The organism is Ferruginibacter sp., assembly GCF_031391665.1.
GTDB lineage: Bacteria > Bacteroidota > Bacteroidia > Chitinophagales > Chitinophagaceae > Ferruginibacter.
This window is the reverse complement of sequence record NZ_JANMUN010000270.1, coordinates 1-23,503: the sequence shown is the minus strand read 5'-3', so window position 1 is coordinate 23,503 and position 23,503 is coordinate 1. Positions and strand designations below refer to the sequence as shown.

Annotated in this window: 20 protein-coding genes and 1 pseudogene; 1 reads left to right on the top strand and 20 read right to left on the bottom strand. The window is 36.0% G+C overall.

The genetic code is table 11. The features are described 5' to 3' along the window. Positions 1 to 52 precede the first annotated feature (52 nt). The 14 genes from ACY651_RS20870 to ACY651_RS20805 form a co-directional block, all read right to left on the bottom strand. A complete protein-coding gene (locus ACY651_RS20870; RefSeq protein ID WP_462255459.1) occupies positions 53 to 1,495 on the bottom strand; it encodes a contractile injection system tape measure protein in 1,443 nt (480 codons plus the stop codon). A gap of 15 nt (positions 1,496 to 1,510) precedes the next feature. Next, complete coding sequence (locus ACY651_RS20865) at positions 1,511 to 3,964, bottom strand: hypothetical protein (RefSeq protein WP_462255458.1); 2,454 nt, start codon at positions 3,962 to 3,964, stop codon at positions 1,511 to 1,513. A gap of 13 nt (positions 3,965 to 3,977) precedes the next feature. Further along, the gene (locus ACY651_RS20860) at positions 3,978 to 6,683 is read right to left on the bottom strand and encodes a hypothetical protein (protein WP_462255457.1); all 2,706 of its coding nucleotides are present in this window, start codon (positions 6,681 to 6,683) and stop codon (positions 3,978 to 3,980) included. Positions 6,684 to 6,694: 11 nt separating this feature from the next. Beyond that, positions 6,695 to 10,975: a hypothetical protein gene (locus ACY651_RS20855; protein WP_462255456.1), complete on the bottom strand. Its 4,281-nt coding sequence runs from the start codon at positions 10,973 to 10,975 to the stop codon at positions 6,695 to 6,697. 5 nt (positions 10,976 to 10,980) lie between these two features. Beyond that, on the bottom strand, positions 10,981 to 11,397 hold the full coding sequence (locus ACY651_RS20850) for a GPW/gp25 family protein (RefSeq protein WP_462255455.1): 417 nt from the start codon (positions 11,395 to 11,397) through the stop codon (positions 10,981 to 10,983). 74 nt (positions 11,398 to 11,471) lie between these two features. Further along, on the bottom strand, positions 11,472 to 11,771 hold the full coding sequence (locus tag ACY651_RS20845) for a PAAR domain-containing protein (RefSeq protein WP_462255454.1): 300 nt from the start codon (positions 11,769 to 11,771) through the stop codon (positions 11,472 to 11,474). A 9-nt stretch (positions 11,772 to 11,780) separates the two neighbouring features. Beyond that, the gene (gene vgrG / locus ACY651_RS20840; protein WP_462255453.1) at positions 11,781 to 13,544 is read right to left on the bottom strand and encodes a type VI secretion system tip protein VgrG; all 1,764 of its coding nucleotides are present in this window, start codon (positions 13,542 to 13,544) and stop codon (positions 11,781 to 11,783) included. A 141-nt stretch (positions 13,545 to 13,685) separates the two neighbouring features. Beyond that, positions 13,686 to 14,357, bottom strand: coding sequence for a CIS tube protein (locus tag ACY651_RS20835; RefSeq protein WP_462255452.1), 672 nt, complete (start codon positions 14,355 to 14,357; stop codon positions 13,686 to 13,688). 12 nt (positions 14,358 to 14,369) lie between these two features. Beyond that, on the bottom strand, positions 14,370 to 14,546 hold the full coding sequence (locus tag ACY651_RS20830; RefSeq protein ID WP_462255451.1) for a DUF5908 family protein: 177 nt from the start codon (positions 14,544 to 14,546) through the stop codon (positions 14,370 to 14,372). 4 nt (positions 14,547 to 14,550) lie between these two features. Next, the gene (locus tag ACY651_RS20825; protein WP_462255450.1) at positions 14,551 to 14,991 is read right to left on the bottom strand and encodes a phage tail protein; all 441 of its coding nucleotides are present in this window, start codon (positions 14,989 to 14,991) and stop codon (positions 14,551 to 14,553) included. A gap of 2 nt (positions 14,992 to 14,993) precedes the next feature. After that, positions 14,994 to 15,428: a phage tail protein gene (locus tag ACY651_RS20820; RefSeq protein WP_462219718.1), complete on the bottom strand. Its 435-nt coding sequence runs from the start codon at positions 15,426 to 15,428 to the stop codon at positions 14,994 to 14,996. Positions 15,429 to 15,539: 111 nt separating this feature from the next. Then, positions 15,540 to 16,952: a phage tail sheath family protein gene (locus tag ACY651_RS20815; protein ID WP_462255449.1), complete on the bottom strand. Its 1,413-nt coding sequence runs from the start codon at positions 16,950 to 16,952 to the stop codon at positions 15,540 to 15,542. 38 nt (positions 16,953 to 16,990) lie between these two features. Then, positions 16,991 to 18,226 carry a hypothetical protein gene (locus ACY651_RS20810; protein ID WP_462255448.1) on the bottom strand — a complete coding sequence of 412 codons (1,236 nt, stop codon included), beginning with the start codon at positions 18,224 to 18,226 and terminating at the stop codon, positions 16,991 to 16,993. A 5-nt stretch (positions 18,227 to 18,231) separates the two neighbouring features. Beyond that, entirely contained in the window at positions 18,232 to 18,825 is a 594-nt protein-coding gene (locus ACY651_RS20805) for a Pvc16 family protein (RefSeq protein WP_462255447.1), read from the bottom strand. Positions 18,826 to 19,207: 382 nt separating this feature from the next. Here ACY651_RS20805 and ACY651_RS20800 point away from each other — a divergent pair, with 382 nt between their 5' ends. Then, complete coding sequence (locus tag ACY651_RS20800) at positions 19,208 to 19,891, top strand: nitroreductase family protein (RefSeq protein ID WP_462255446.1); 684 nt, start codon at positions 19,208 to 19,210, stop codon at positions 19,889 to 19,891. A gap of 33 nt (positions 19,892 to 19,924) precedes the next feature. Here the strand turns inward: ACY651_RS20800 and ACY651_RS20795 are convergent, their stop codons facing one another. From ACY651_RS20795 to ACY651_RS20770, 6 genes and pseudogenes are all read right to left on the bottom strand, one after another. Beyond that, a complete protein-coding gene (locus ACY651_RS20795) occupies positions 19,925 to 20,503 on the bottom strand; it encodes a hypothetical protein (protein WP_462255445.1) in 579 nt (192 codons plus the stop codon). A 14-nt stretch (positions 20,504 to 20,517) separates the two neighbouring features. Then, positions 20,518 to 21,183 (bottom strand): 16S rRNA (cytidine(1402)-2'-O)-methyltransferase, encoded by a 666-nt coding sequence (gene rsmI / locus ACY651_RS20790; protein ID WP_462255444.1) that lies wholly within the window; start codon positions 21,181 to 21,183, stop codon positions 20,518 to 20,520. Positions 21,184 to 21,271: 88 nt separating this feature from the next. Next, the gene (gene purS / locus ACY651_RS20785; RefSeq protein WP_462255443.1) at positions 21,272 to 21,517 is read right to left on the bottom strand and encodes a phosphoribosylformylglycinamidine synthase subunit PurS; all 246 of its coding nucleotides are present in this window, start codon (positions 21,515 to 21,517) and stop codon (positions 21,272 to 21,274) included. Positions 21,518 to 21,519: 2 nt separating this feature from the next. Further along, on the bottom strand, positions 21,520 to 22,278 hold the full coding sequence (locus ACY651_RS20780; protein ID WP_462255442.1) for a CDP-alcohol phosphatidyltransferase family protein: 759 nt from the start codon (positions 22,276 to 22,278) through the stop codon (positions 21,520 to 21,522). A gap of 46 nt (positions 22,279 to 22,324) precedes the next feature. Further along, positions 22,325 to 22,660 (bottom strand): annotated as a pseudogene (locus ACY651_RS20775) (four helix bundle protein). A 110-nt stretch (positions 22,661 to 22,770) separates the two neighbouring features. Next, positions 22,771 to 23,503, bottom strand: a 733-nt coding sequence (locus tag ACY651_RS20770) for a M24 family metallopeptidase (protein WP_462255441.1), incomplete at its 5' end; no start/stop codon positions are given.

The window sequence follows — 23,503 nt, the reverse complement described above, 5'->3', positions numbered from 1 at the left end:
TAGTAATTTTTATTAGTGTGATAAATATTTGTAAAACATTTTGAAACTATTTTTACCATTCAACGGCTAAAGGAGAAAGCATCCAGGGCAGTTTTATATAAGCAAAACCCCAGGGAATTTTATCCAATAAAATATCCACTGTATTTCTTTCTACCTGCAGTTTCCAGTAACCATCAGTTTCATTAAAACTTAATTTTCCTTTTCGCTGCAAAAATGTTTGCTGTAAGGATGCTGCCGAAGTATTTTTTAAAACTGTCCAATGTGTAATTACAGCTTTCAGTAACTCACCGGCTTCTTTAATTTCAGCATCTTCCAATTGTATAAAGCGGTCAATATGCTCTTCGTTGGTAAGGCCACACAAAATTTTATTGAGGGGCATTACAAATTCGGGTAATTGCTGTTCGCCATTTATAAGGTATTGTAAAAGATGTGCCGCCTTTTGTTTACAGAAATCACTTTTAAAACGCTCCTCTTCCATCAGCCCTGTTGTTTTAAATAAATTTTGCAGAAAAGGATGCAGGATTATTAAACCGGCATTTTCAATAAATACTGATTTTTCTTCGGTGCTATTATTTATTTTTTCTTCGGTGCTTTCATTTTTTGTAGCCATCTTCACTTCTTCATTAATTTTTTTTTCTGCTGTTATGTTGTTTACCTCACCCGCTAAAATATTTTCGTTTACCTTTTTAACAATTGCTGTAATTTTTTCTTGTAAAGAAATTAATGTTTTTTCTTCCGTGCCTGGATAATCTTTACTAAGGTTTTCTATCAGTTGCTGTATTTTGTTTTCTTCGTTTTTAAGGGGAAAGTTTAGTAAGACTGGTAATACCACCTGTAATATTTTTTTTCTTACTGCAATCATTTGGCTAAAGGGAATTATTTTTTTAATTGCAAGAAATAAGTTTTCGAGATCTGTTTTTACTATTGGAATATTGTCCGGAAGTACAGCTAAAATAAAAAAATCATCAAACTGAATTATCAGTCTTTCTATTGCCGCCGGTTGAAGTGCCGCAGTTTCAGTTAATTTTTCAATAAAATATCCCTGGTTATTTTTAATTGCACCAATTAATTCAGTTTGCCAGTTTACAAAATTAATTCCCTGTAAAGCCCAGGGCACTTTTCCTGTTGAAAGAAAATAAAAAAACTGCTCAATACAGTTAGTTTCTTTATTAATTATTTCAATTTCAGGTAACGCACTATCAATTTTTTTGGAGACATTAATGTTTTTTATTTTTTCGGCAAAGCCTGCTATACATTTTTCAATAAATTCTTTCTCCAAATCGCTATTACTGATAATACCCAGATCAATTTCAATTTTATTAATCTTTACTATTTCATCCTTATCGAACTGAGTTGATAATATTTTGTCGAGTCCGCCAATTAAATTTTCTTTAACCAATTTATTGCAACGCCTGTGCAAAGCATAGCTTTCTTCAATACTTTGTGTTTGCAACTCCAAAGAAAATTTTTTTATCGTGTGCTGTAAGTTTATCATTTACCGCTGTGCATTTTATTTTTTCATTAATTTTTTAGCTTCTGTAAACCAGTCATCTTTAATGGTGTGTGGCAACCTGCCCATTTCTTTTGCCAGTTCAGGAATGTCATCAGCGTTTAAAGTTGCAAGCTGTTTATACGTTGCAATACCAATTTTATTTAATTCTGCTTCAATACTTTCGCCGATGCCTTTTATTGTTTTTAAATCGTCTTTGCCTGCAGCCTTACCAATTTTATCTATCAATGATTGTTTGCCTTCTTTTACCACCATTTTAATTGCAGCCTCAATCCACGATTTATCAATTGCTTTTACATCCACATTAATCATTGCGGCCATTACCGGAATATCTTTTTCCGTTAACTTACTTATTTGTAAATAAGATTTTATGCCAATGCCATTTAAAGCCTTTTCCATTTTTTCATCTATGCCACGAATATTTTTTAACTCATCAGATTTTGTGTCTGCGGCAGTAATCCTCTCCAATATTTTTTTCCATTCCTCTTCTATTTTTTTTCTGTCATCAGCTGGCGGAGGTGGAGGTGGAGGTGGAAGTTTTGTTTGTTTAGGTTCTCTTACAACCATAAACGGCAATTGAAAATCTGCCACTACAACGCCTGGGTTTGTTTTACTTTCCCCATCATGCAGTAAAATAAATGTATAACCTTTTTGCACGCCGCATACATGCTCTAATCCATAAGCTGCAAATTCATCATCACCCACAGGCTGTGTAAATAATTTATTTAGCTCTTCAAATGTTATAGAAACAATATCAAAGCTCAGCGCATATCTTTTTCTTAAATTTTTAATGGCAGCTTCAGCATCGGGCATTTTCATTCCGGTATGACCTTCTACCCTGTAAAAAGGATACTGCTGCAGTGAAAAAACAAACGGGTGTATTACGGTATCCAAATTGGTGTAGCCGGGTATTTCTTTATTGAAAAAAGAAAGTTGGTGATCTTCCCTGTTGTGTTTAGTTGATAAATAATGCCAATAGTTTTGTATAGAGTATGGGCTGTTGGAAAGATTGTAATAAAAAGGAATAGTTTTTTTACCCAACATCTCATTAAACATCCGGCCGGGTGTAATGCGTACGGGCAATTTTGGATCTTGACCTAATTTTTTTTCTCCTTCAATCTGTAATACATCATAATAACTTTCGTCACTAAAATCATCCAGCTCCCAATCGGGTACAAAAAAACATTTCATCATTATTACCATGCGCCAGTGTAAAAAACGTATTTGCTGCAGGCGGTTGGCATTGCCGTTATACACCGGTGGCTGTAAATATTCCTGGCGAAAAATGGAAGGCTGAAAACTAACTTCTTCTTTAATTCTACCCAGCATTAAATGGCGTAGAAAACATTCTGTTCCGGTACAGCAATCGTTTACCAGTTCGTACAACTCATCCAGTAATTCATTATAAGTGGCAATTAAATCTTTTACAAAATCATAAAAGTATTGTATGCTTTCCACCGGCTTACGGTTTTTTTTATATACAGCCCATTTTTTGTTGATGACTGTAAAATAACTCTTGAAAATTTTTATGTTATGCATCTGCAGCCCCATTTCTGTTGGTGTATCTTTATTTACCGGGTTGCAGGGTGATTTTATTTCGGCCTCATTATTTTTATCCTTACAATGGCAGGCGTCAATCATACAGCCAAAATGGTTATGCAGCTTATCTATTTCATCATCCAAATTTTTAAGCGCTTCATCAATTATTAATTCGTATTCACTAAAATATTTTTCATTTCTTTTTTCGGGTGCTGTATCTGTAAAATTAAAATTGGGTAAAAGATTTTCTGCTGCACTGTCGCCAACATTTAAATCACCAATATCTACACTGCCGTAACCAAAACGGCGTATAGCAATGCTTTTGAGCATATATTTTTTATACACTGTATTGTACAAATCTTCATCAGCGGGTAAAGTATTTTTTGATTCTTTATTAAATATTGAAATGTCTTCTTCTTCCTTTGGCTGGGTTTTTATGCAATGCGTATCCGTTATGCAGCCACATTTTAATATTGCCCACATATCCATTTCATCAATCAATAAAATGCGTATGGTCATTTTTTCTTCATCTTCCAAATAAAGCAATGCTACCTTGCCTTCTAAAAAAGGTTTTTCTACTGAATCAATATTTTGAGGAACGATAGAAGTTGCACCGTCTTCCCGGTGTTCCAGTAATTCGAAAACGGTGCATTTTTTATAAGCAGCGCCGGGCTTACAATTGATGAGTGTATTAAAATAATTATTGGGGTCGGTATATTCTTTATAATATTTTACTGTTTTATCAGCAATACAAATCACATTTCCTTTTGAAGTAACTCCAATACCTTTTGTAATACTGATAAAACATTGTGAATCCCTGAAAACTTCCAGGCCGCAAACAATACCCATACCCAACAATTTAACACGGGTAAGCTGGCTGGAGGAGAGATCGGCAATATTGTCGCATGTTGTCATTTTAAAATTATTTTTAATTGTAGTTATAGTTTTTAGTATCAGCAGATGTGGTATTATTTAAACAGGGATCTCCCATTTCACGGATACGGAATTTGCATTGCTTCATAATTTGCACCAAACTGTTTACATGTTGTGTTAACTCTCTTTCATTAGGTTTTTCCAAAGCATTTTCGTACAGCCATTGCAGGTACGCTGTTTCAAACTGGTACATTTCTTTTGGATCCATCCAGCAAAAACGTACCAGGATGTGTGCAGGTGTTTCCCTGCGTACCAATTGCTCAAACTTGTATTGTGCGTTTTTATTATTTTTATACTGAGGCAACCAGTTGGGTACTGCTACTGTTATCCAAAAGGAGTAACCATCTTCAATTAATAAATCGGTGGGGGGCAGTTTAACTTTTCGTGCCAGCATATCCTGTACTATAACAGGATCGAACAGAGGCGTAAAATCATCATCCTTGGCACGCAATAAAATATGTTCTACAATATGAAAACCTTCAATAGCACAGCAATCAGGAAAAGCAGCTAATTCAATTTTGTTCTTCAAACCAGTTGCATCGGAAGGCTTCATCAATTCGCTCTGCAATGCGATATCGTCTTCCCTGTCTTTTACCTGCACCCGTACATGGCCATTAACAGGAGGATTAGAGTTGCTGATATTTCCTCTGAGGATCTGCTCTTTTAAATCCCTGGCATCTTTTTCTGCATTGGCTTTTTGTTTATAATCTTTTACTCCATCAAGCAGCATGTTGCCAGATTCATCATCTAAACGAAGCCGATAGGCCTGAACTTTACCTGATGTAATAACACGGTAAGCTTTTATTTCAAACTCCGGCGGACAGGTTAATGTTTTGCGTTTAAAATCTTCAAAACCCAAATACATACAAACCCTTTTCTTTAACCCGGCAACATTGCAGGTATCCCACACATCGGGCTTACCGCAATCGAGTGCTTTGTAATTAAATGCTTTTCCTCTTTCGCTGCTCAGTTCCGGAATATGTTTTAAAAAAGCAGCTTTATCTTTTAATGTTTTATCAGCAATTTGAATGCCTTCTTCAGTTGCAGTACATGCACATTGTTCTTCGTAAACTTTTATTGCATAAGCCGAAAAAGATTCTCCAAAACGTGCCAGCAAATGATCTAAAAAAATATTTTTACGGTGCTTGCGTTTTGTTTCTGATTCAATTATTTCTTTTAAACGTTTTACATAATCATTATTACCGTCAGCAATAAATGTTTGCCAGTCATCGGCACTACCTCCTTCAGGAAATGCCTTTATTAAATCTTTTACACCGGGAATGTTATATAATGTTTGATAAAAATAAGAATGCTCTTCGGGCTGGCTTATGGAAAGTAAATCTTTAACTCTTGACAATTGCATAAGATAATTGGCCAGTAATTCATCAAACAACAATAAATATCCTTTTAGTTGTTTTACCTGGGCCTTTCTTTCTATGCTGTCGTTTTCTATTATCTGCCCTTCTGCAATTTTGTAGGTAAAGGGAAATTCGTTTTGTATGGTAAAATATTCCTGCAGGTTGCGTTCTGTACCTGCTTCTAACAACGGTTTATCTTTTGATTTTTTTACAGGCTGATGTAATTTTTTATTCAACTCAATTCTTTCCCTCAGTTTTCTGTCGTCAGCAAAAACACAATCAAATCCTTTTTGAAAAGAAATAGCAGAACATGCCAAAACCAATTTGGGTTTATGATAAGAGGCAATTTTTAAACACCATTTTTTATCCGAGCCTTCTTCAATAACTTTATCGCCATCACATTTTTTAATCACTAATTTTTTAATGCCGGCCACACCACACACATCCATAATTACCTGCCATAAATCCGATACATAAATTTCTTTGCGTAGTTGTGCTTTGTCCAGTTCTGCATCATCAATAAAACCATTGCATAAAACCGGGCCTTCAAAAATCTCTTCACACAATTTTTTCTTTACTTCATACATTTCCTTAAAACTGTAAAACGGAATAGTAGGTGTAAGAAATTCCTGTATGTAATAATAAATATCGCCAGCTACTTTATTTACATCTGCATCGGGGCATAATTCCACCTGTACCTCAATACCAAATTCTGTTTCTTCAATTACATTAATGGTTACAAAATCTTCGCAAAGGTTGCGGTGGCGCCATAATTGCTGCCAGGCACACTGGGTTATATCATTTACTGTATCTAAATCTTTAGGGTCAACGTCATCTTCCAAATCAATATACACGTCGTATAAACCGTTTAATTTAATTTCTTTTAATTTATCAGTATCTGCATCGCCAGTAGGGTTTTTAAATCTTGTAAGCCAATCACTGCCCAATTTATTTTCTGCAACCAATGGCATTTCCTGGTGCGTTGTTTTTACCAGCCAGGCATTTTTTATTCCCTTTAAATCAATTAATATTTTTCTAAAATCATTTACTGTAACCGGGTTGCAGGTTAAAATTTCCAGTGCATCAAAATATTGTTTTTCACCGGCATAGTTATTGGCAGAAGTCAAAATATCTTCTATAGAAAAATTAGTTCGGTAACCCAAATCTGTAATGGCATAGCAAAGCACTTCCATAATAGTAATGCCGGGGTCGTGCAAATTATAATCTGTCCATAATTTGCTGCCCATTTTTTCAAAATGTTTTATACCAATATCACGTAGCATTGCAAAATCCATACTGGCAAATGGCGGAGGCGTTTTAGATATTGTGATGTTCTCTGTCATTGTTTGTTGTTTTAGCAATTATTTTTTTCATCTGCAAATTCTTTCACCGGTGTTACACTGCACGCAGGGCATGGATCATTCTCATTATAAGGAACAAACTCAATGGTATGTTCATACTCCTGCCCTGCATCAATTAAATTGTATGATGTAAGAATAGAACGTGATGTTGTGGGAATTATCCAATCGGCATCATAATCGGGTTGCGCTGTTCCATCTTTATAATGTACTACTTCAAAACCCAAAACCACATCTACATATTTTCTTTCTTCAATAAAATTTAAAATGGCAGATTTATGATAGGTGGAACCAAAATTTATCTCTTTATTAGTATCGAATGCCCAGGGAGAAAGAAACTTTTTTAAATCTTCGTTCAATACATATTTGTAATACGCCACATCAACCCCTTCGTAAAAACGAACACAGGTTTTAACTTTAAGCGGCTCGTACAATGGGTTTAGTACCTGCAAATAATCCAGGCTGGATGTATATGCGGATGCAACAAAAAGATTGGTACGTTTTTTAAGAAATACTTTTATTTCGTCCAGCATTCCAACAGGCACCCGTGGTTCTAATTTGTTAATCGCATTTTTATTGGTGAGGTCGGGAATTACAGAAACCGTTACAAAGCCCGGTATAATTTCTCTTAACTTAACAATGTTGGGTTGCAATAAATTTTCGGCTATGCCTGTATGATTAAGGCATTTTACTTTATGCAATTGCGGAAATGCCTGCAGCACCAAACGTTCGTAATCCCAAATACAAATGGCCCTGTTTTTATGGCGCAGCCTTTCACTTATTCTTGTATAAAACTGGTAATCGTTTTCGGGCAGGCGGCCATCAAAAGAATAATAAGGCTGTTCTAATTTTTTTATTGCCGCACGACTATCGATAAATTTTGCAATTGTTTTTGCCGGCAATGGAGCAGCTAAATGCGATAGTGAATTATTATTATTTTCAAATTCAGCAATGCCAGCCTGTGCAATAATGGCAACTAAATCGGGCAGTGCAGCAATGCGTTGCAGGCCAAGCATAGCATCGCTGTCGGTTGTTATCAATAAATCTTCATGCGCCACAGCCCTTAGCCAGAGTAATTTTGAATTGAGGATAGTTGTTGCTTCGCTTGTTATTGCTTTGGGTAAACTAAATTCTATAATGCCGGATTTTAATAAACTTTTCCGGCTGCTTTCGTCTGCCCTTGTATGGTCCTGAATTTCGAAAGGTTTAAAAGCCACCCATTCGTTATTTACCAAATAACTCCATTCAATATCCGGTGGTGCAAAACGGTTATCGCCTGTACCATCTAAAACCTGGAACAGTATATTTACTTTCTGTTCTTTTTCAGCATCTTTTAAACCAATATATAAATTGCCTTGTGTAAATAATGTTGCAGCAGCATTGTTAAACTGTGGTAACAAAAACACTTCGGCAACTTTATCAATTTCCATTTTATTATAACCAAACGGAGTGATATGATAAAACTGTTCGATTGTGGCATTGTAATTATTAGCACCAAACAATGTTCGTTCTGTAGAAACATAAAACAATGAAGTGTTTTTTGCTTTTGGTGTGTATGGCTCTTTAATAAGTTTTGTTGCATCGGTTATTGGTTCTTTCACACCGATCACCGCTTTCATTAATGCCCTCGGGTATTCATCATGCAAAAAATCAGTTGGCGTTAAAGCCATCCGCATAAAACCCCTGCGTACATTAACATTATAATCTGCAAAATCATTTATGTAAGGATCCCTTGCAAAAGAACGGAGTTCGAAACTGTTTTGCAATTGTGAAAGATCTTTTGCATTTAAATCAGCCCCGGCACCAATGGTTATCCCCGGTGTGCCATTGCCATTATCTTCTTTTTTTATTTCTCCTAATGCAATAATTGTTTTACCCCTGAAATTGGTGTTGAATAAATTTTGATTGCCATTAGGAAAAATATCCTGGTATTCGCCACCACTTAATATTTCTGCTTTGGTTGTAAAAGACTGGTTGGTGATACCTGTTGTAATATAGTTGGCATAGTGAGTGGGAAAATCTGCAGGTTTTGCAGCCCACTCCATTTGCACGCCAACAAAATCTAATTTTTTTTGAAACACTTCTTTACTGCCAACATAAAAATAAGAGCCGTTGTAAGGCCTTGCAGTAAAGGGTTGTATTTCTTTTGAATTATCTAATATAGCAGTATCGTTCTGCACTACAATATCCTTCATTCCGTAAGCAGCCACTTTTATATCTGCACCTTTTATTTGTAAATTTTTTACGGTATTATACTGGCAGCTATCAGCACCATTGGCATCAACATTATTTTTAACCAGTGTTTTTATTATGGGCCAAGTAGAATTTATATCCGGATTTTTTTCATCAGTTTGCAAAGTTGTAAAAGGTAAAGCTGTTGTGTTTGCAACAAAGAAAAAATCCAGTTCTTTCCTGGTTATATCAGCCCTGTTAACATACACCTGTTTTATTGCCAGTATATCATTACGTATTTGTAAAATTTCTTTTTGCAATGCAGCCAGGTATTCTGCTTCTGTTGCTGCAGTGGTAACTATGCCTGCTTTTTTTGTTTTTTTTGCAGCTGCTGAAATGGTGATTGTCTCGTCTGTTAAAAACGAAGCCACCATGCCAGCATCTGCTTTTTCAACAAATTCCATCAGTGCATTTATATCAAAATTATCATCAGTTTTTTTTGCAGCTTTAATTGCAGCTGCTGTTTCAGGTGCTGCTGTTTTTATTGCTGCAGTTTCAGGATACAATTTTTCGTACAGCTCTTTCAACGCATCCAATTGCTTATGTATAAAACTGCTTACTTTATTTTTATTTTTTTGATACAGATCGTTTAAAAGCGGATAGCGCAATAAAATTCTTTCCAGCACTTCATATACATTTTCAATTTCAATCCATTCTTTACCCGAGCTGTAATACACTCGAAAAGAATTTGCCTGCCGTATCAAATCTTCATACTCTGCAATAGTCTTGCCGGGCATTGTATCTTTTAGTTTATAACTTATCATGCCGGCACGTAATCCTTCTTTTAAAAAAAACATGGGTGATGCCAACGCAAAACCAATTTCATCTTTTGGGCTTTCGGTGCTGCCTAACGATTTCCAGTATGCCTGTTCCTCCTTATTAAATGCTTCTTCAATACCATCTTTACTGTCTGCTTTTACTGCAGTATGTACTACACCGGTTGTTTCATTTATATAAACTGTTTTTATTTCTTCTACTTTTGCTTTATTCACTACCACTTCTTCCAGTAAAGCATATACCATTTGTTTGCTGGCATCATCTTTACCACCGTTTAGTAAAGTGCCTTCTTCTATTAAATGGGTATGAAAATTTTTTGCCAGTTCAAATATTACATGCACTTTATCGGGCACTTCTTTTAGTTTATGCAGGCATAAAACTTTTTCGTAGTAGTATAAAAGATGAGAACGTGTCAACGTATTTAAGTGATCGATGGCATACTGAAAAAGATATAAAAAAGTAAGGAACAAAGTAACATGCGGCTGATGGGTATCATTATTTGCAATACAGTCTTCAAAATAAACTTTTGCCCTTTGTTTTATTTTAACCAGCTCAATAAAAAATATATAAAATAAATTTTTTAATGCCGCAAGGTCAAATGAATTGTCAGGATAAATACAATCGTAACCTTCCTGGTCCAGTTGCCAGGCTTTGGTACAAATACAAAAATTGTTTTTTGGGGTTGCGATAAAAGGGCTGTAATCATTCAGTGGTGCAAGGCTTCCTTTATCGTATCCAATTAATTTGATCAGTGCATCCTGTTGCTTATTATCAATAATGGCAAGATGCAAATTATTTTTTATTGTGGTAATGATCTCTTCTTTTAATAAATGTCCATCGGGTAATTTTGTACAGGCCATTTGTATGCGGCGTGCAATGCTGTAAATGAGGTTAATAATTTCATCATAATAACCTGGCAGTGGATCTACTTCGCATGCATATTCGGGTTCGCAATCTTTTTTAGTAAAATAATTATTTACCTGTTCTTCTAAATTTTTAAAAGCGGTTTCAATACTATCCGTATCAATGGTAGCTAACTGTGCCAGCAAAATACAGGGATCGTTTTCGTAAAAACAACTCCAGTCGCCTTCGGGTTTATTTTCAGTATTATAATAATTAATTAATTTGCTGTACTCCGTTGCAAACGAAAGTATGTCTTCAGTTTTCCTGTCATCAATTTTTGCATTTTGCGGCAGCAGCGCTTTAAGCAAACGTTCTTTCTGGCTGATGCCATCTCTCTGTAACGGGTTTTTTATTATTGCACACATAGCTTTTATTTTGGCTGTTGTTCAGCTTCTTTTAAATAAAACGGGTACACTAAATTGTACCTTGAGTTGGTGGTACGAATTACATACTCCATTTCTATAAGTAATAAACCTTCCAGTACCTGATCGGTTTTTATTTCTATTTTTTTAAGATCGATCCTTGGCTCGTGATAAAGAATTGCTTTTTCAATCAAGTCCTTTACAAAAGTGATGAGTGATGTATTGATAGGTTCAAACAACAGCACGTCTAAATTGCAGCCATACTCGGGTTGCATAATTCTTTCGCCGTGCCGGGTAGATAAAAGAATTTTTAAACTCTGTTCAATATCCTCTTCATCGGATACCATTTGTACCCTGCAGGGATTTTTATAAAATGTTGGAGGAAAAGACCAGCCAACACCGAGAAAAGATTTTTTTGCTTCCATAAACTTTACTTTTTTAACGCAGAGAAAAGAGAGAAAGAGATTTCGCTGAGTTAATTTGAAATAAAATACATCATCTACCCTCCAATCATCACGGTAAAACTTCCCAGAGTTATTGAACCGCCGTGTGCAGTTGTATCTCCCATTCTTGCTGCAGGCATTCCTCCAATTAATACTGTTGCCGAACCTTTTACAATACTATCGGGCGGGCCCACACAGGTTAATAAATCACCCATTCTTGCTGCAGGCTTTCCTTCAATTAAAACAGTTATACAGCCCGGCGGATTTACTGGTCCACCAACATGCGGCACCGGCGGTGTTCCCGGTGTTGACATTGGGCATGTATGCATATCTCCTACTCTTGCTGCGCCTGGCATAAAATATTTTTAGTTAATCATTACTGTTCCGCCTTTTATTTCTGTTTGTCCGCTGCTTTGCATTGCTGCTTTTGTGTTTCCTTTTGCCGAAAATTCACTGGTTGCCTCTGCTTCTATTTTTACCCCTTTAATGCTTACATTATTGGCTGCTTTTAAGATCAGGTCTTTTGTACTCTCCACAGTTATGCCATCACTGTTCATGGTTATCTTATTATTATTCTGATCCTGCAATACAATACTTCCTTCATCATCATTAATTACAATTTTATTTTCTGCCGGTGTTTGCAGGGTAATGATTTTTTTATCATCGTCAAAAGTCAATTTCAATTTGCTACGGGTTACAAAACCTTTAATGTGGTTATCATCTTTTTCAGGAAAAACATCAGTAGGCACAGGCAATGCACTGCTGTTAAACATCCCCAGCACTACTGCATGCCTTGGATCATCATTTATAAATCCTACAATTACTTCATCATTTACTTCGGGCCTGAAAAAAGAACAGCGTTCGTTACCGGCATCTACACAAGCCACTCTTGCCCAAATACCATCTGCGGCTGCATCAATTACGGGTACACGTACCTGTATTCTGTGTTCTCCATCCGGATCATTTTCTAACTGCGTAACAATACCAATTTGTAAACCCGATATTGCAGGGATTAAACCTGCTGCCGGCAAACCAGATACGTCATCTTCCTGTGCAAACCATTTTGTTGTAAGGCCTACATTAATATCGGTGTACCAATTGCCATCGCTGATGCTGTGGCGTACAGTTGATACAAATGCAATTCCGTTAAAGCGGTCACCTACTCCCTGCAACTCTACCAAACTGCCGGGCTTTACCTCTGCAAAGCCCAAAAATTTTACACGCCCTTTTATTTTTGATAACTTGCTTTTTAATAATTGTGCACTTGCCCATCCCCGCAATTCCTGATCGTTTATACTACCGGAGTGAAATAATTTATAGGTATCTAAACCTAACACCCCCGATAAATTGCTGCTGCTGATATTGCCGCCTTCCTGCAATACGGGTTCCACTGCATCCTGTTCGGATAATTCCTGGTTGGCATAATTCCATCCCGATGCTGATACACCAGCGTACTGATAAGTGGAATCCATCATCGCTTCCAGTTCTAAAATATTTCCACCATACTGCAACAGTGCAACAGGTTGTTGTGTAAAATCCGGCTTTTTAATTTTTACAGTTCCATCATCAGGCATTACTAATTTGCCGCTCACTTCTGCACGGCAAACAATAAAATCCCAGTCGGTTGAATAATACTGTACCACTTCTTTGTGTGTTGCATCAGTTGTATCAGCAGTAATATCGCTTTGTATATTATAAGTGTTTAAAATTTCTTCTACCACATCTGTATCCCTGCTGTCAAAAAAATATTTATTCTTTCTGCCAGCTGTTGTTTTTACCACCACATCTTTACATTCTATTTCTAATAAAGAATGCCTGTCTCTCAAAATTTTTATCCCATGTTTTACTATGATGCCTTTAAAAATGGTGCTCTCATCAGAATGATACCCGGCTTGTATTTCAATTTCGTTTCCCGGTTTAAATGTATCCTGATTACTTACTGCAAAATCCTCTGTTGCCACATCGCCATCCTGTATAATTAATTTTGCCCAGGGAATTTTATTTACTTCTTTATTAACTGCAATAGACACCACGCCAATTTCGTTACCCACCGGCGTCCCGTTTACCAAAATGGAAAACGTTACCAGGTCGGTATTTTGTTGATTGGGTAAAAGGCGGAGGTTGGGCATATTTATTTTCTTGAATTATTTTTCTGCAATCGTTTTTGTTTATTAATCAGTCTTCAACAATATTTCGATAAGTTCAATAAGGCAAAGACTGTCAGTTTTTAAATAATGACCTATACTTTTACAAACATTGCTTTATCAACTTTATTTATTTTTTTCAATGGGAGGAAAAACAATTTTATCACCCACTTTTAATTTTCTAAAATTATTAAGGTTGTTTACCCTTGCCAGCTCCATGTAATATTTTGAATCTTTATAAATGTTATAACTCATTAGATCCAGCCTGTCGGTTGCAGTAATTGTTCTTACGTGGGTTACATCTGGTGAGCTGAGAAAATTTTGCAACTGTTCCAGTGCCGGTGTGGTGTATTCTGTAAAGCTTGCTTTTAATGTTGCCCTTAGTGGTGTACCATCGGGACGAAATAATGTATAATCAATAGTTAATGATGTAAGCACACAACGGGCTAAAAATGTTCCCCACTGAATTATAAGATAAGTTGGCCGGTGTGTATCTCCAATAAATCCGCAGGTGGCCCTGAATAAAATTACATCTGCAAGCACTTCTCTTTTTTCTCCGGATGCACCTGTACCATCAACCAAAAAATCAAAATTAAAAGTTCGGGGTTGCTCCCGGTTAAAACGCTGTTCGCTGCCGGTAGCACCATGTCTTCTGTCGTTGTTAAACAAACTTTGTTTGGTAGTGCTGTATTTTTCAGGATTAAACATACCAACGTAAATACTGAATGGTAAACCCAGCGAAGATTCGGTAGCTTCCTTAAAACCGATGATCTTTATTTTATCTAAAAAACCACTCATAACATTATTTTTTTAGCGTTCTTCCCTGCGGCGTAAAACTTCCAGCATCTGATCCACAGCTTCTTCAATTAACTGTTGCCTTTGAAAATTATCATCTTCATTTGCATTACCTGTTATTGCAGCAGCAGCTGCTGTGCCCTGCTCCTGCACATTGGCACGAACTACTATTTCTAAAATTTCTACAGGCATAACTTTAAGCCACTTTAAAATATTGATAACTCAGTTCCATTGTTTCCACCACTATTTTACTTTCCTGTGCATTAAAATCACTCACCGACCATTTTTTAGGCCATGCGTTAACGATATTGTAGGTTTGTAAAGGCGTATTTTTTTCGTTAAGCAGTGTTACCACAACAGTAATTGGTTTTATGTCTAAGTTTTCAATAGCATCTTTACACCATTTTACAATGGCAGAGTTTACTATCAATCCTCTTTTTAAAACCAGGTCGGTGTACTTTGCCCTTGTGGGCAGCGTTTGAGAAAAACGGTTTTCACCACCCTGCCTTACTTCTTCGGTAAGTAACTCGGCATTAAAACCATTTACTTCCTGAAACATAGCATCGGCACTGCCCACTCCGCCAAGCTGAAACTCAACACGGAAAAAAAAACCTACCGGTGGATAAATATTTGCCATAGTTAATCGCCGTTTTGCATTACCAAACCTTCGTGTGCCAGTTCAATACTTTCGATAGCCACACCATTGTCATCGCTTTTTAAATCGGTGGATTGCACTTTTGATGGCCATGCATTTTTTATTTTCCATACCACTACCGGCTCATGATTTTCGTTGAGCAGGCTGATGGTCACATCACGCCTTTCGATTGTGTTTAGTGCAACAGTATTCCACCATTTAAAGTAATCGTTGTCGCCCTGAAAAATGCCACGTTTCATTGTAATGTTGCCAAACTTTTGCATGCCGGGCATTTTTATTTTATGAAATTCCGGGCTGCTGCCGTCACGGTATTCCACCACATCTGTTTCTACAGATAAACCGCTTACTTCTGAAAACCCAATTTTTGCGCCACCCCACTCCACACGGAAGTGAAATTTTGGTAAGGGATAGTTTGCCATAATATTATTTGTTTAGTTTGATTGAAAATATTTTGAATGCAGACGACCGACCACTGACAACAGACAACCACGCTTTACTGAGGCCTGTAGTCTGTGGTCTATCGGCCTGTTCTATGATTCCTGCATTTTGTGAGAAAACTTGAGCACAATAAATTCTGCCGGACGAACCACTGCCATTCCAATTTCCACATTCATGTATCCTTCCAGTATATCCTGCGCCGTCATGGTTATATTAAGTCCCACTTTTACATAAAAAGCATGTTCGGGCTTTGCGCCTGCCAATGCACCCTGCCTCCATAAAACGGTTAAATAATTTTCTATCATGGCCCTTACCTTAACCCAGGTGTTGGCATCGTTGGGTTCAAACACAAATTGGTAAGTAGCTTTTTTTACCGATTCTTCCACCATATTAAAAAAGCGGCGGACAGAAACATAACGCCATTCATTATCGTTACCGGCTAAAGTTCTTGCACCCCAAACCAATGTTCCTTTGCCAGTGAAAGCACGAATTACATTGATAGACTTGCCTGCAGTAACATCTACATTTAATCCATCCTGATCGGCATCAGTAACTTTTACATCCGGACCCACTACGTTGGAAACAGGAATATTTGCCGGGGCTTTCCATACACCACGGTCACGGTCAACCGATGCGTAAATACCGGCAACGCTTGATGCAGGAGGCAGCGTAATAAAAAAGCTGTTAAGTTTTGCTTTTACCTGGTTTGCCAAACTGTTATCAACAGCTTTTATACCATCGAGTGAAGCGCCGCCAAGTGCTGTTACAATATTGGTGCGGCTATCGGTTATTTTTATATCTGCTTCTTTATAAGCATAGGGGAAAGTTGTTTTAATGTATGGATAATAACAGCCGCCATATTTCAATTCATCCAGAGTGCCAGCTACATTATTTCTGAATGTTGCTGCATTTTCTGCTATGGTATCCGTTTTATCCACCTTTACATCAATGATAGTAAAGCGGTCCTTTAATTCTTTGCATTGTTTTAATGCATCCGAAATTATTGCACCGTGGTTGGCATCATCCAAACCCAATATGGCTTCAGGAAAAATAATTAATGTTGGTTCGTCTTCTTTTTTTAAAGCATCCAGGCCTTCTTTTAATTTAGCCTTATCAATTGTACCTGCAGCCGCAGCGGTAGTACCCACCGAAATAATATAACATGGGCCGCCACCATTAGCAAAAAACATCTGCAAAGCATAATACATAATATGATTGCTGGGTGTTTTGCCTGCTGCAAAATTTACATCAATTACAGTTTTAACAGTGGCATCGCCGGTTAGGGTTACTTCAATATCTTTTTCAAATTCCGGCAACCCAAAATACTGCACATACTCCACCAGCGAAGTAATACGTGTGGGCAGCATGTTTAATTCATCGTTGTCTTTTTTTGCTTTTTCGGTATAACCAATAAATGCAGGAATTGCAGTTTCCACCTGCGCTACCGATGGAGGAAAGAGTGCTATCTCTTCAATATACACACCGGGTGTTTTGTAAGTTGCCATAATTATAATTTTTGTTAGTTAAAAATTTTGTTTATTTTTTAAGTGTCAATTTTTACATACATGTTGGATGCAAAAAAACCTGTTGCACCATCCAGCTCGAAAACTAATTTTTCTATTTCAGGGTTTTTTAAATTTTTTATTTGTTTACCGCCTGCAGTTTTTGTTGCAGTTAAAGTTGCCAACGGTGTTTCAGTTAGTGCAATGGCAGTTTGTGATTTAACCAGTACATCGCTGGCCGGTAAAAAATTTTGCGGTGTTGGCGAAGCATCAGTTACGCCAATGGCACCATTTTGAGAAATATATTTCCAGATAACAGAACGGTTTTTAAACCAGATGGTAAAAACGGGTTCGGGTATTTTAATATGATTACCTGATGTTAGTAATTGAAAATCTGCAGGCACTTTTTCAAAATGATGTATTTCAACAATGCCAAAAATATTTTGTTTTACCGCATTGGTATCCACATACACCCATGTATCATCTTCACTGTTAACAACAATTTTATATTTTCCCAAAGGTTTTTTAGAAAGGTCAATCGCTACTGTTTCCTGGTTTTGCGTAAATGTTTTTTCTACTGTTTCTACAAGATTATCATACTGCAGGTTTACATCAGTTTTATTTAAGCCAAATATTTTTATGGTGATATTACCCGCCGGGGTTTTTAATTTGTAATTGTAAGTGTCACCAGCAATTACCACTTCGTCTGCATCGCTTGCATATGGATTGTTAGCGCTTGTTTTTTGCCAGTAAGCAGCATTCGAAATATCTTTTGATGCAGCTGTACCATCACTTATGCGTATGGCTTCGTAAAAATTATTATCGGGTGCTTTTACTATATTGCCCGGTGCATAAATTTTGCTTATGGTATGAGGTAAAATTGAATTTGATAAACTTAATGTACTGCCTACTTTATTTTTAGAAAGATTACTGAAATAAAAACGTTTCTTTTCTGATTGCTTTAATCCTACTGCTGTAAAATTGGAGAAATGAGGGTTTTTTAAAATTAAGTACCAGCGAAAAACAACTTCTTTTTTAAAATCTAAAAACGGTGTTAGTTTAAAATCAGGAGGTGGTGTATCATTTATCTCTTTACTGGCATTAATAACCGTAAGCAATTTATTATTGTAATTTTTGTGCAGCACCTGCATATTTTTCATCATCAAACTGCAATCTTCTGATGGCACTATATCAAAATCGGTACACTTGTTATCATGCTTATTGTAATAATCATGTAATACCTGTATTGTAAATAAAGATTGAAATTGTACACTCATAAATTTTAATTTTCTGCCACACTTACATTTTTAATTAATTCGCCAACACCCGACTGTAAATTTTCATCAATAACCACCAGCCGCATTTTATACAACACCGATGGCAAATACTTACCTCCCAGCACTGCCCATAAATGATTCAGTTGCTCAAAGCCCAGCGTATGCAATTCCATCAATAATTTTTCAATACCGGCATCAAGCGCTGGTGAATTACTTGCAGTAAAAACATTGCGGTGCTGAAAAAAACGAATTACATAGGAGATATAGAGCAATGCTTCTTCGTAATGATTAGTGCTTTCAGAATCATTCTCGCCATGGTTGTAGGCAAAAAGACAATAGAGATTTAAATGAATAGGTGCGTTTTTATACACCACTTTATTATCATCAGTTTTATAAAAGTTATCGGGGTTTTTACTTATCCTGTCTTCTTCAATATTTACTAAAGAAAGAATTATTTTATTGGTGCTTCCGCCACCGCTGGTCTCCTGCAGTTTGGCAATATTGTCTAATACAATTTTACTGCTGCCCGAAAAAGACAATTTAGTTAAGAGATAATTATTGATCTCCTCTGTTATAAATTTTAATGCCTTGTCTATCATAAATTCATTTACTTCTTTTTTAGCAATACATTGCCTGTATCAACTTTTTTATTTTTTTAAAGTTGAATGCTAAACATACAGGTAACTGTTCATTTCATTAATGAACAATACACTTAAATGCTCTCATGCGGTGATTGCTGCGGCTTAGAAGAAAGGGATAAGGTATTTACAGGAAGTGGACTTGGGAATTACAATGCAAGATTAAAACATGTAAACTAATTTGTCAATACCCTAAACTGGTAATTTTTTTATTTAACATTCTGGTAAAATAAAAAACTAAGAAATCACTCTTCTCTTTATAAAATAAATATAACGTAAAATTTAGCTGAAATTATTACTGCCACTGAATTACAGCAAATCAGTATCTTGTAAAAAAGTATTTATGATGAGTAAAAAAAACATTAACGATTTTCCATTTATTTTATTTGAACGGCAATTTTACGATATCGAAATGATGAAAATACGGTGCAAAGATTTTTACACTTTTATGAATGAACGAAGGACCTGCCGTGATTTTAGTGACAAGCTAATACCAAAAGAAGTAATTGAAAATATAATCCTCACCGCATCCACTGCGCCCAGCGGTGCACACAAGCAACCGTGGGTATTTTGTGTGGTAAGCAACCCCGAAATAAAAAAACAAATACGCATTGAAGCAGAAAAAGCAGAATACGAAAGTTATAACGGCAGAATGCCCGAAGAATGGAAAAAAGATTTATTGCCTTTACAAACCGACTGGAAAAAAGAGTTTTTAGAAATTGCTCCGTACCTGGTTATTGTTTTTAAAAAGAGTTATGATTTTGATGCAACTGGAAATAAAACCAATACCTATTATGCCAATGAAAGCTGCGGTATTGCCTGCGGTTTTTTGTTAGCTGCCATACATAATGCAGGCCTGGTAGCACTTACGCATACACCCAGCCCTATGAATTTTTTAAGTACAATTTTAAAAAGGCCAGCTAATGAAAAAGCATTTTTGGTAATACCGGTTGGCTACGCAGCGGAAGAATGTTGGGTCCCGGATATAAAAAGGAAAGAGTTAAGTGAAGTGAGTGAATGGTATTAATTATATTAATTGTGCTAATTGCTGAATCTTTAACTACCAGAAAGGGCTGTACTTTGTTGCAAAGGTTAATATAATACTGCTGCTTTTAGGATTGACAGCGTCATGCTGAATGTCTAATCTTACTTTAAATCCTTTCCTCCGCCATTCATATCCGTAATATATATAACTTTTCAACCCGGAATAATTTTTATATTCCCCTTTTTTTTGTAACTGATGCTCTACGTATGTTTTTATTATTTGAAAATGCTTTTCGCCGTCAGTAAATTGATATCTGGAAATTTTTCTAGTCCCACTATCATTGTATAAAATATCCAACCAAAAATCAGAAAGATTACTATCTCCAATAAAATTAAAAAATACATTATCAAAACGTATAGTATCTATTGTAACAGGAATCAAACTATCCCTATTATTAATATACATAGTGTAAAAATCATCCTTCCATTTTTGATTTCCACTCGGTATTGGAGTTAATATTTTATTATACTTTGCCTTTGGTTCATCAATTTTAAAAATACCAATACTATTGTATTTAACTACCGAGCTGGGTATTTGAGAAAAACTTTCCAGTAGCAAAAAAAAAGAGAAAATTAAAATAACACAAAATCTCATAGCAGTAAATATTTTTAAGGTTTTCCTTCCACCACAATTACAATTTCTCCCTTTACCTGTTTATCATTGAAGTAATCATGCACTTCCTGTAAATTACCTCTTTTATTTTCTTCAAATTTTTTGGTAAGCTCACGGCTAACGCAACACTGTCTTTCGGCACCAAAATATTGAATAAATTCATTTAAAGTTTTAACAAGCCGCATGGGGCTTTCATAAAAAACCATTGTTCTTTCTTCTTCAGCTAATTTTTTCATCATGGTTTGACGGCCTTTTTTTAAAGGTAAAAAACCTTCAAAACAAAAACTGTTTATAGGCAAGCCACTGTTTACCAATGCCGGCACAAATGCTGTTGCACCAGGCAAACACTCTACCCTGATATTATTTTTTACGCAAGCCCGTACCAATAAAAAAGCAGGATCACTTATACCCGGTGTACCTGCATCCGTTAGTAATGCAATCGTTTTACCTGCAGCCAGCTGATCAGTTAAGTGTGCAACAATTTTATGTTCGTTGTGCTGATGGTAAGGAGAAATGGGTTTTTGTATTTGATAATGATTGAGTAAAACAGAAGACGTCCTGGTATCTTCTGCCAAAATTAAATCAACAGATTTTAAAACCTCCACTGCACGAAAAGTAAAATCGGCCAAATTACCTATAGGAGTGGGAATGATGTACAGCATAGCTGAATGTATGATTTATGATGTATGATGTATTATTTATGATACCTGCTCAGCAAATCATAAATCAGAAATCTAACATCAGAAATTTTTAAATGACTGTTAACTCGTAGTACTCCATTACCGGGTTTGCCAGCAATTTTTTTGCAGCTTCTTCTGCGGCGGTCAAGGCTTCTTCTTTGCTGCCGGCTTCAATTTGCAAATCAATATGTTTACCAATTCTTACATCGGCTACATTTTTAATTCCTAAATTCTGCAAACCACCCATTACCGCTTTACCCTGCGGATCTAATAAATCTTTAAGCGGCATAACTTTTACCTGTACTGTATAAATCATAATTATTTTTGTTTGTACACCAAAGATAAAATAATGTAAGCAATGAACACCACCGGTACTGCAATCCACTGCAGTAACAATGCTGCAATTACAGCAATTACAACTAAAATTATTTTGGGTAAATTATTTTTTAATGTAAAATTTTTAAATTTTAAAGCCATAATGGGCAGATTGCTTATCATTAACCAGGATAAAAAAATAATTATTGCGTACAATACCCACTTATTCAACAGCACATTTACCACAATATCTGTTGGCGAATGCCAGTATATTAAAGGAAAAGATGCAATCAATATTCCCACTGCCGGTGTTGGCACGCCTTTAAATCCGTACGATTGCGAAGCATCAATATTAAATTTTGCCAACCGGTAAGCCGCAGCACATGCAATTAATAATGCAGGCAGCAACCAAATTATCGAAGCATTCAATCCATCTTCCTGCTGTGCCACGCTCAATCTTAAAAATTGATACAGAATTAAAGATGGTGCCACACCAAAACTTACCACATCTGCCAATGAATCTAATTGCTTACCCATTTCGGAACTGGCATTAAATAAACGGGCAACAAAGCCATCTAAAAAATCAACCACGCCTGCAAGGCCAATAAATAAAGATGCCATCCATATTTTTTCAGGCATATCAATAAACTGAGCGCCTTCGGCATTGTATTGTATGGTAATGCCGTTTTGCAGTATTGCAATAATTGCAAGGCAGCCGAAAACTAAATTTAATAAAGTAAAGAGGTTGGGAATTTGTTTCATTGTTAAAAGACCACCGACGACAGACAACAGACGACTGTGATTATGTTTATTTTTTAATAGAATTTTTGAAAGCTTGAATTTTGATTACTAATATTTCTAAAGATGAACAAAATTTATCAAAGTCTTGCTGACTAGTATATTTTCTTTTTATAGCAAGATAAAGACAATTGACAACTTCTAAAGCAGAGCGTTGTGCATATCCTAAAAACTTTCCTTATTCAGGATCCGATTGACCAGTTGAACCCTCGGCAATATTTAGTGAAATTGAATCCGCTGCTCTTTTCATTTGAGATGTAAGAGAAAATATTTCTTCCTTTGGAAAATTTCTTGTTAAAGTATGTACATCATCCGCCATATCAATAGCCATTTTCCATACTGTCAACTTTTCAAATTTAAATGCCATATAACCTAAAATAAAAATTCAACGATGATTTATTATCAATTCTTATTGTCTGTCATAGTCGTCAATTGTCTGTTGTCAGTCGTCTGCTCTCACTTTTTCATCATCGTTTCAATATCTTCTGCAAGTATCGGAATATTTTTCATCAAATCTTTATTACCATTTTTGGTTATCCAAAAATTATTTTCAATTCTTACACCCATTTGTTCTTCCTCAATATAAATGCCGGGTTCAATGGTAAATACCATACCTGCTTTTACAGGTTCGGTTCTTGTACCTAAATCATGCACATCAATACCCAGATGATGACTGATGCCATGGTATAAATATTTTCTATACGCCCTGTTTTCAACGTCTTCATTCTTTACTTCGCTTTTACGCAGCAATCCAATTTTTAAAAATACCTGTGTGGCTTCTTCACCCACTTTATCGGTGTAATCAATTATACTTATACCGGGTTTTAAAATACCTGCAGCGTAATTATGTAAATGCAGGCAGGCATTGTAAACTGTTTTCTGTCTTCTTCCAAATTTTCCATTAACAGGAATTGTTCTTGTTAAATCGGCACAATAATTTCCATACTCTGCACCAAAATCCATCAATATTAATTCACCGTCTTTACATTCCCTGTTGTTTTCTACATAATGTAAAACTCTTGCATTGTTGCCGCTGGCAATAATAGAACCATAAGCAGGACCAGCACTTCTTTGCTTCATAAACTGATGATAAATTTCTGCTTCAATTTCATACTCCATTGCACCAGGTTTTATAAACTGCAGCAAATGCCTGAAAGTAGTATCAGTAATATCAATCGCCTTCTGCAAT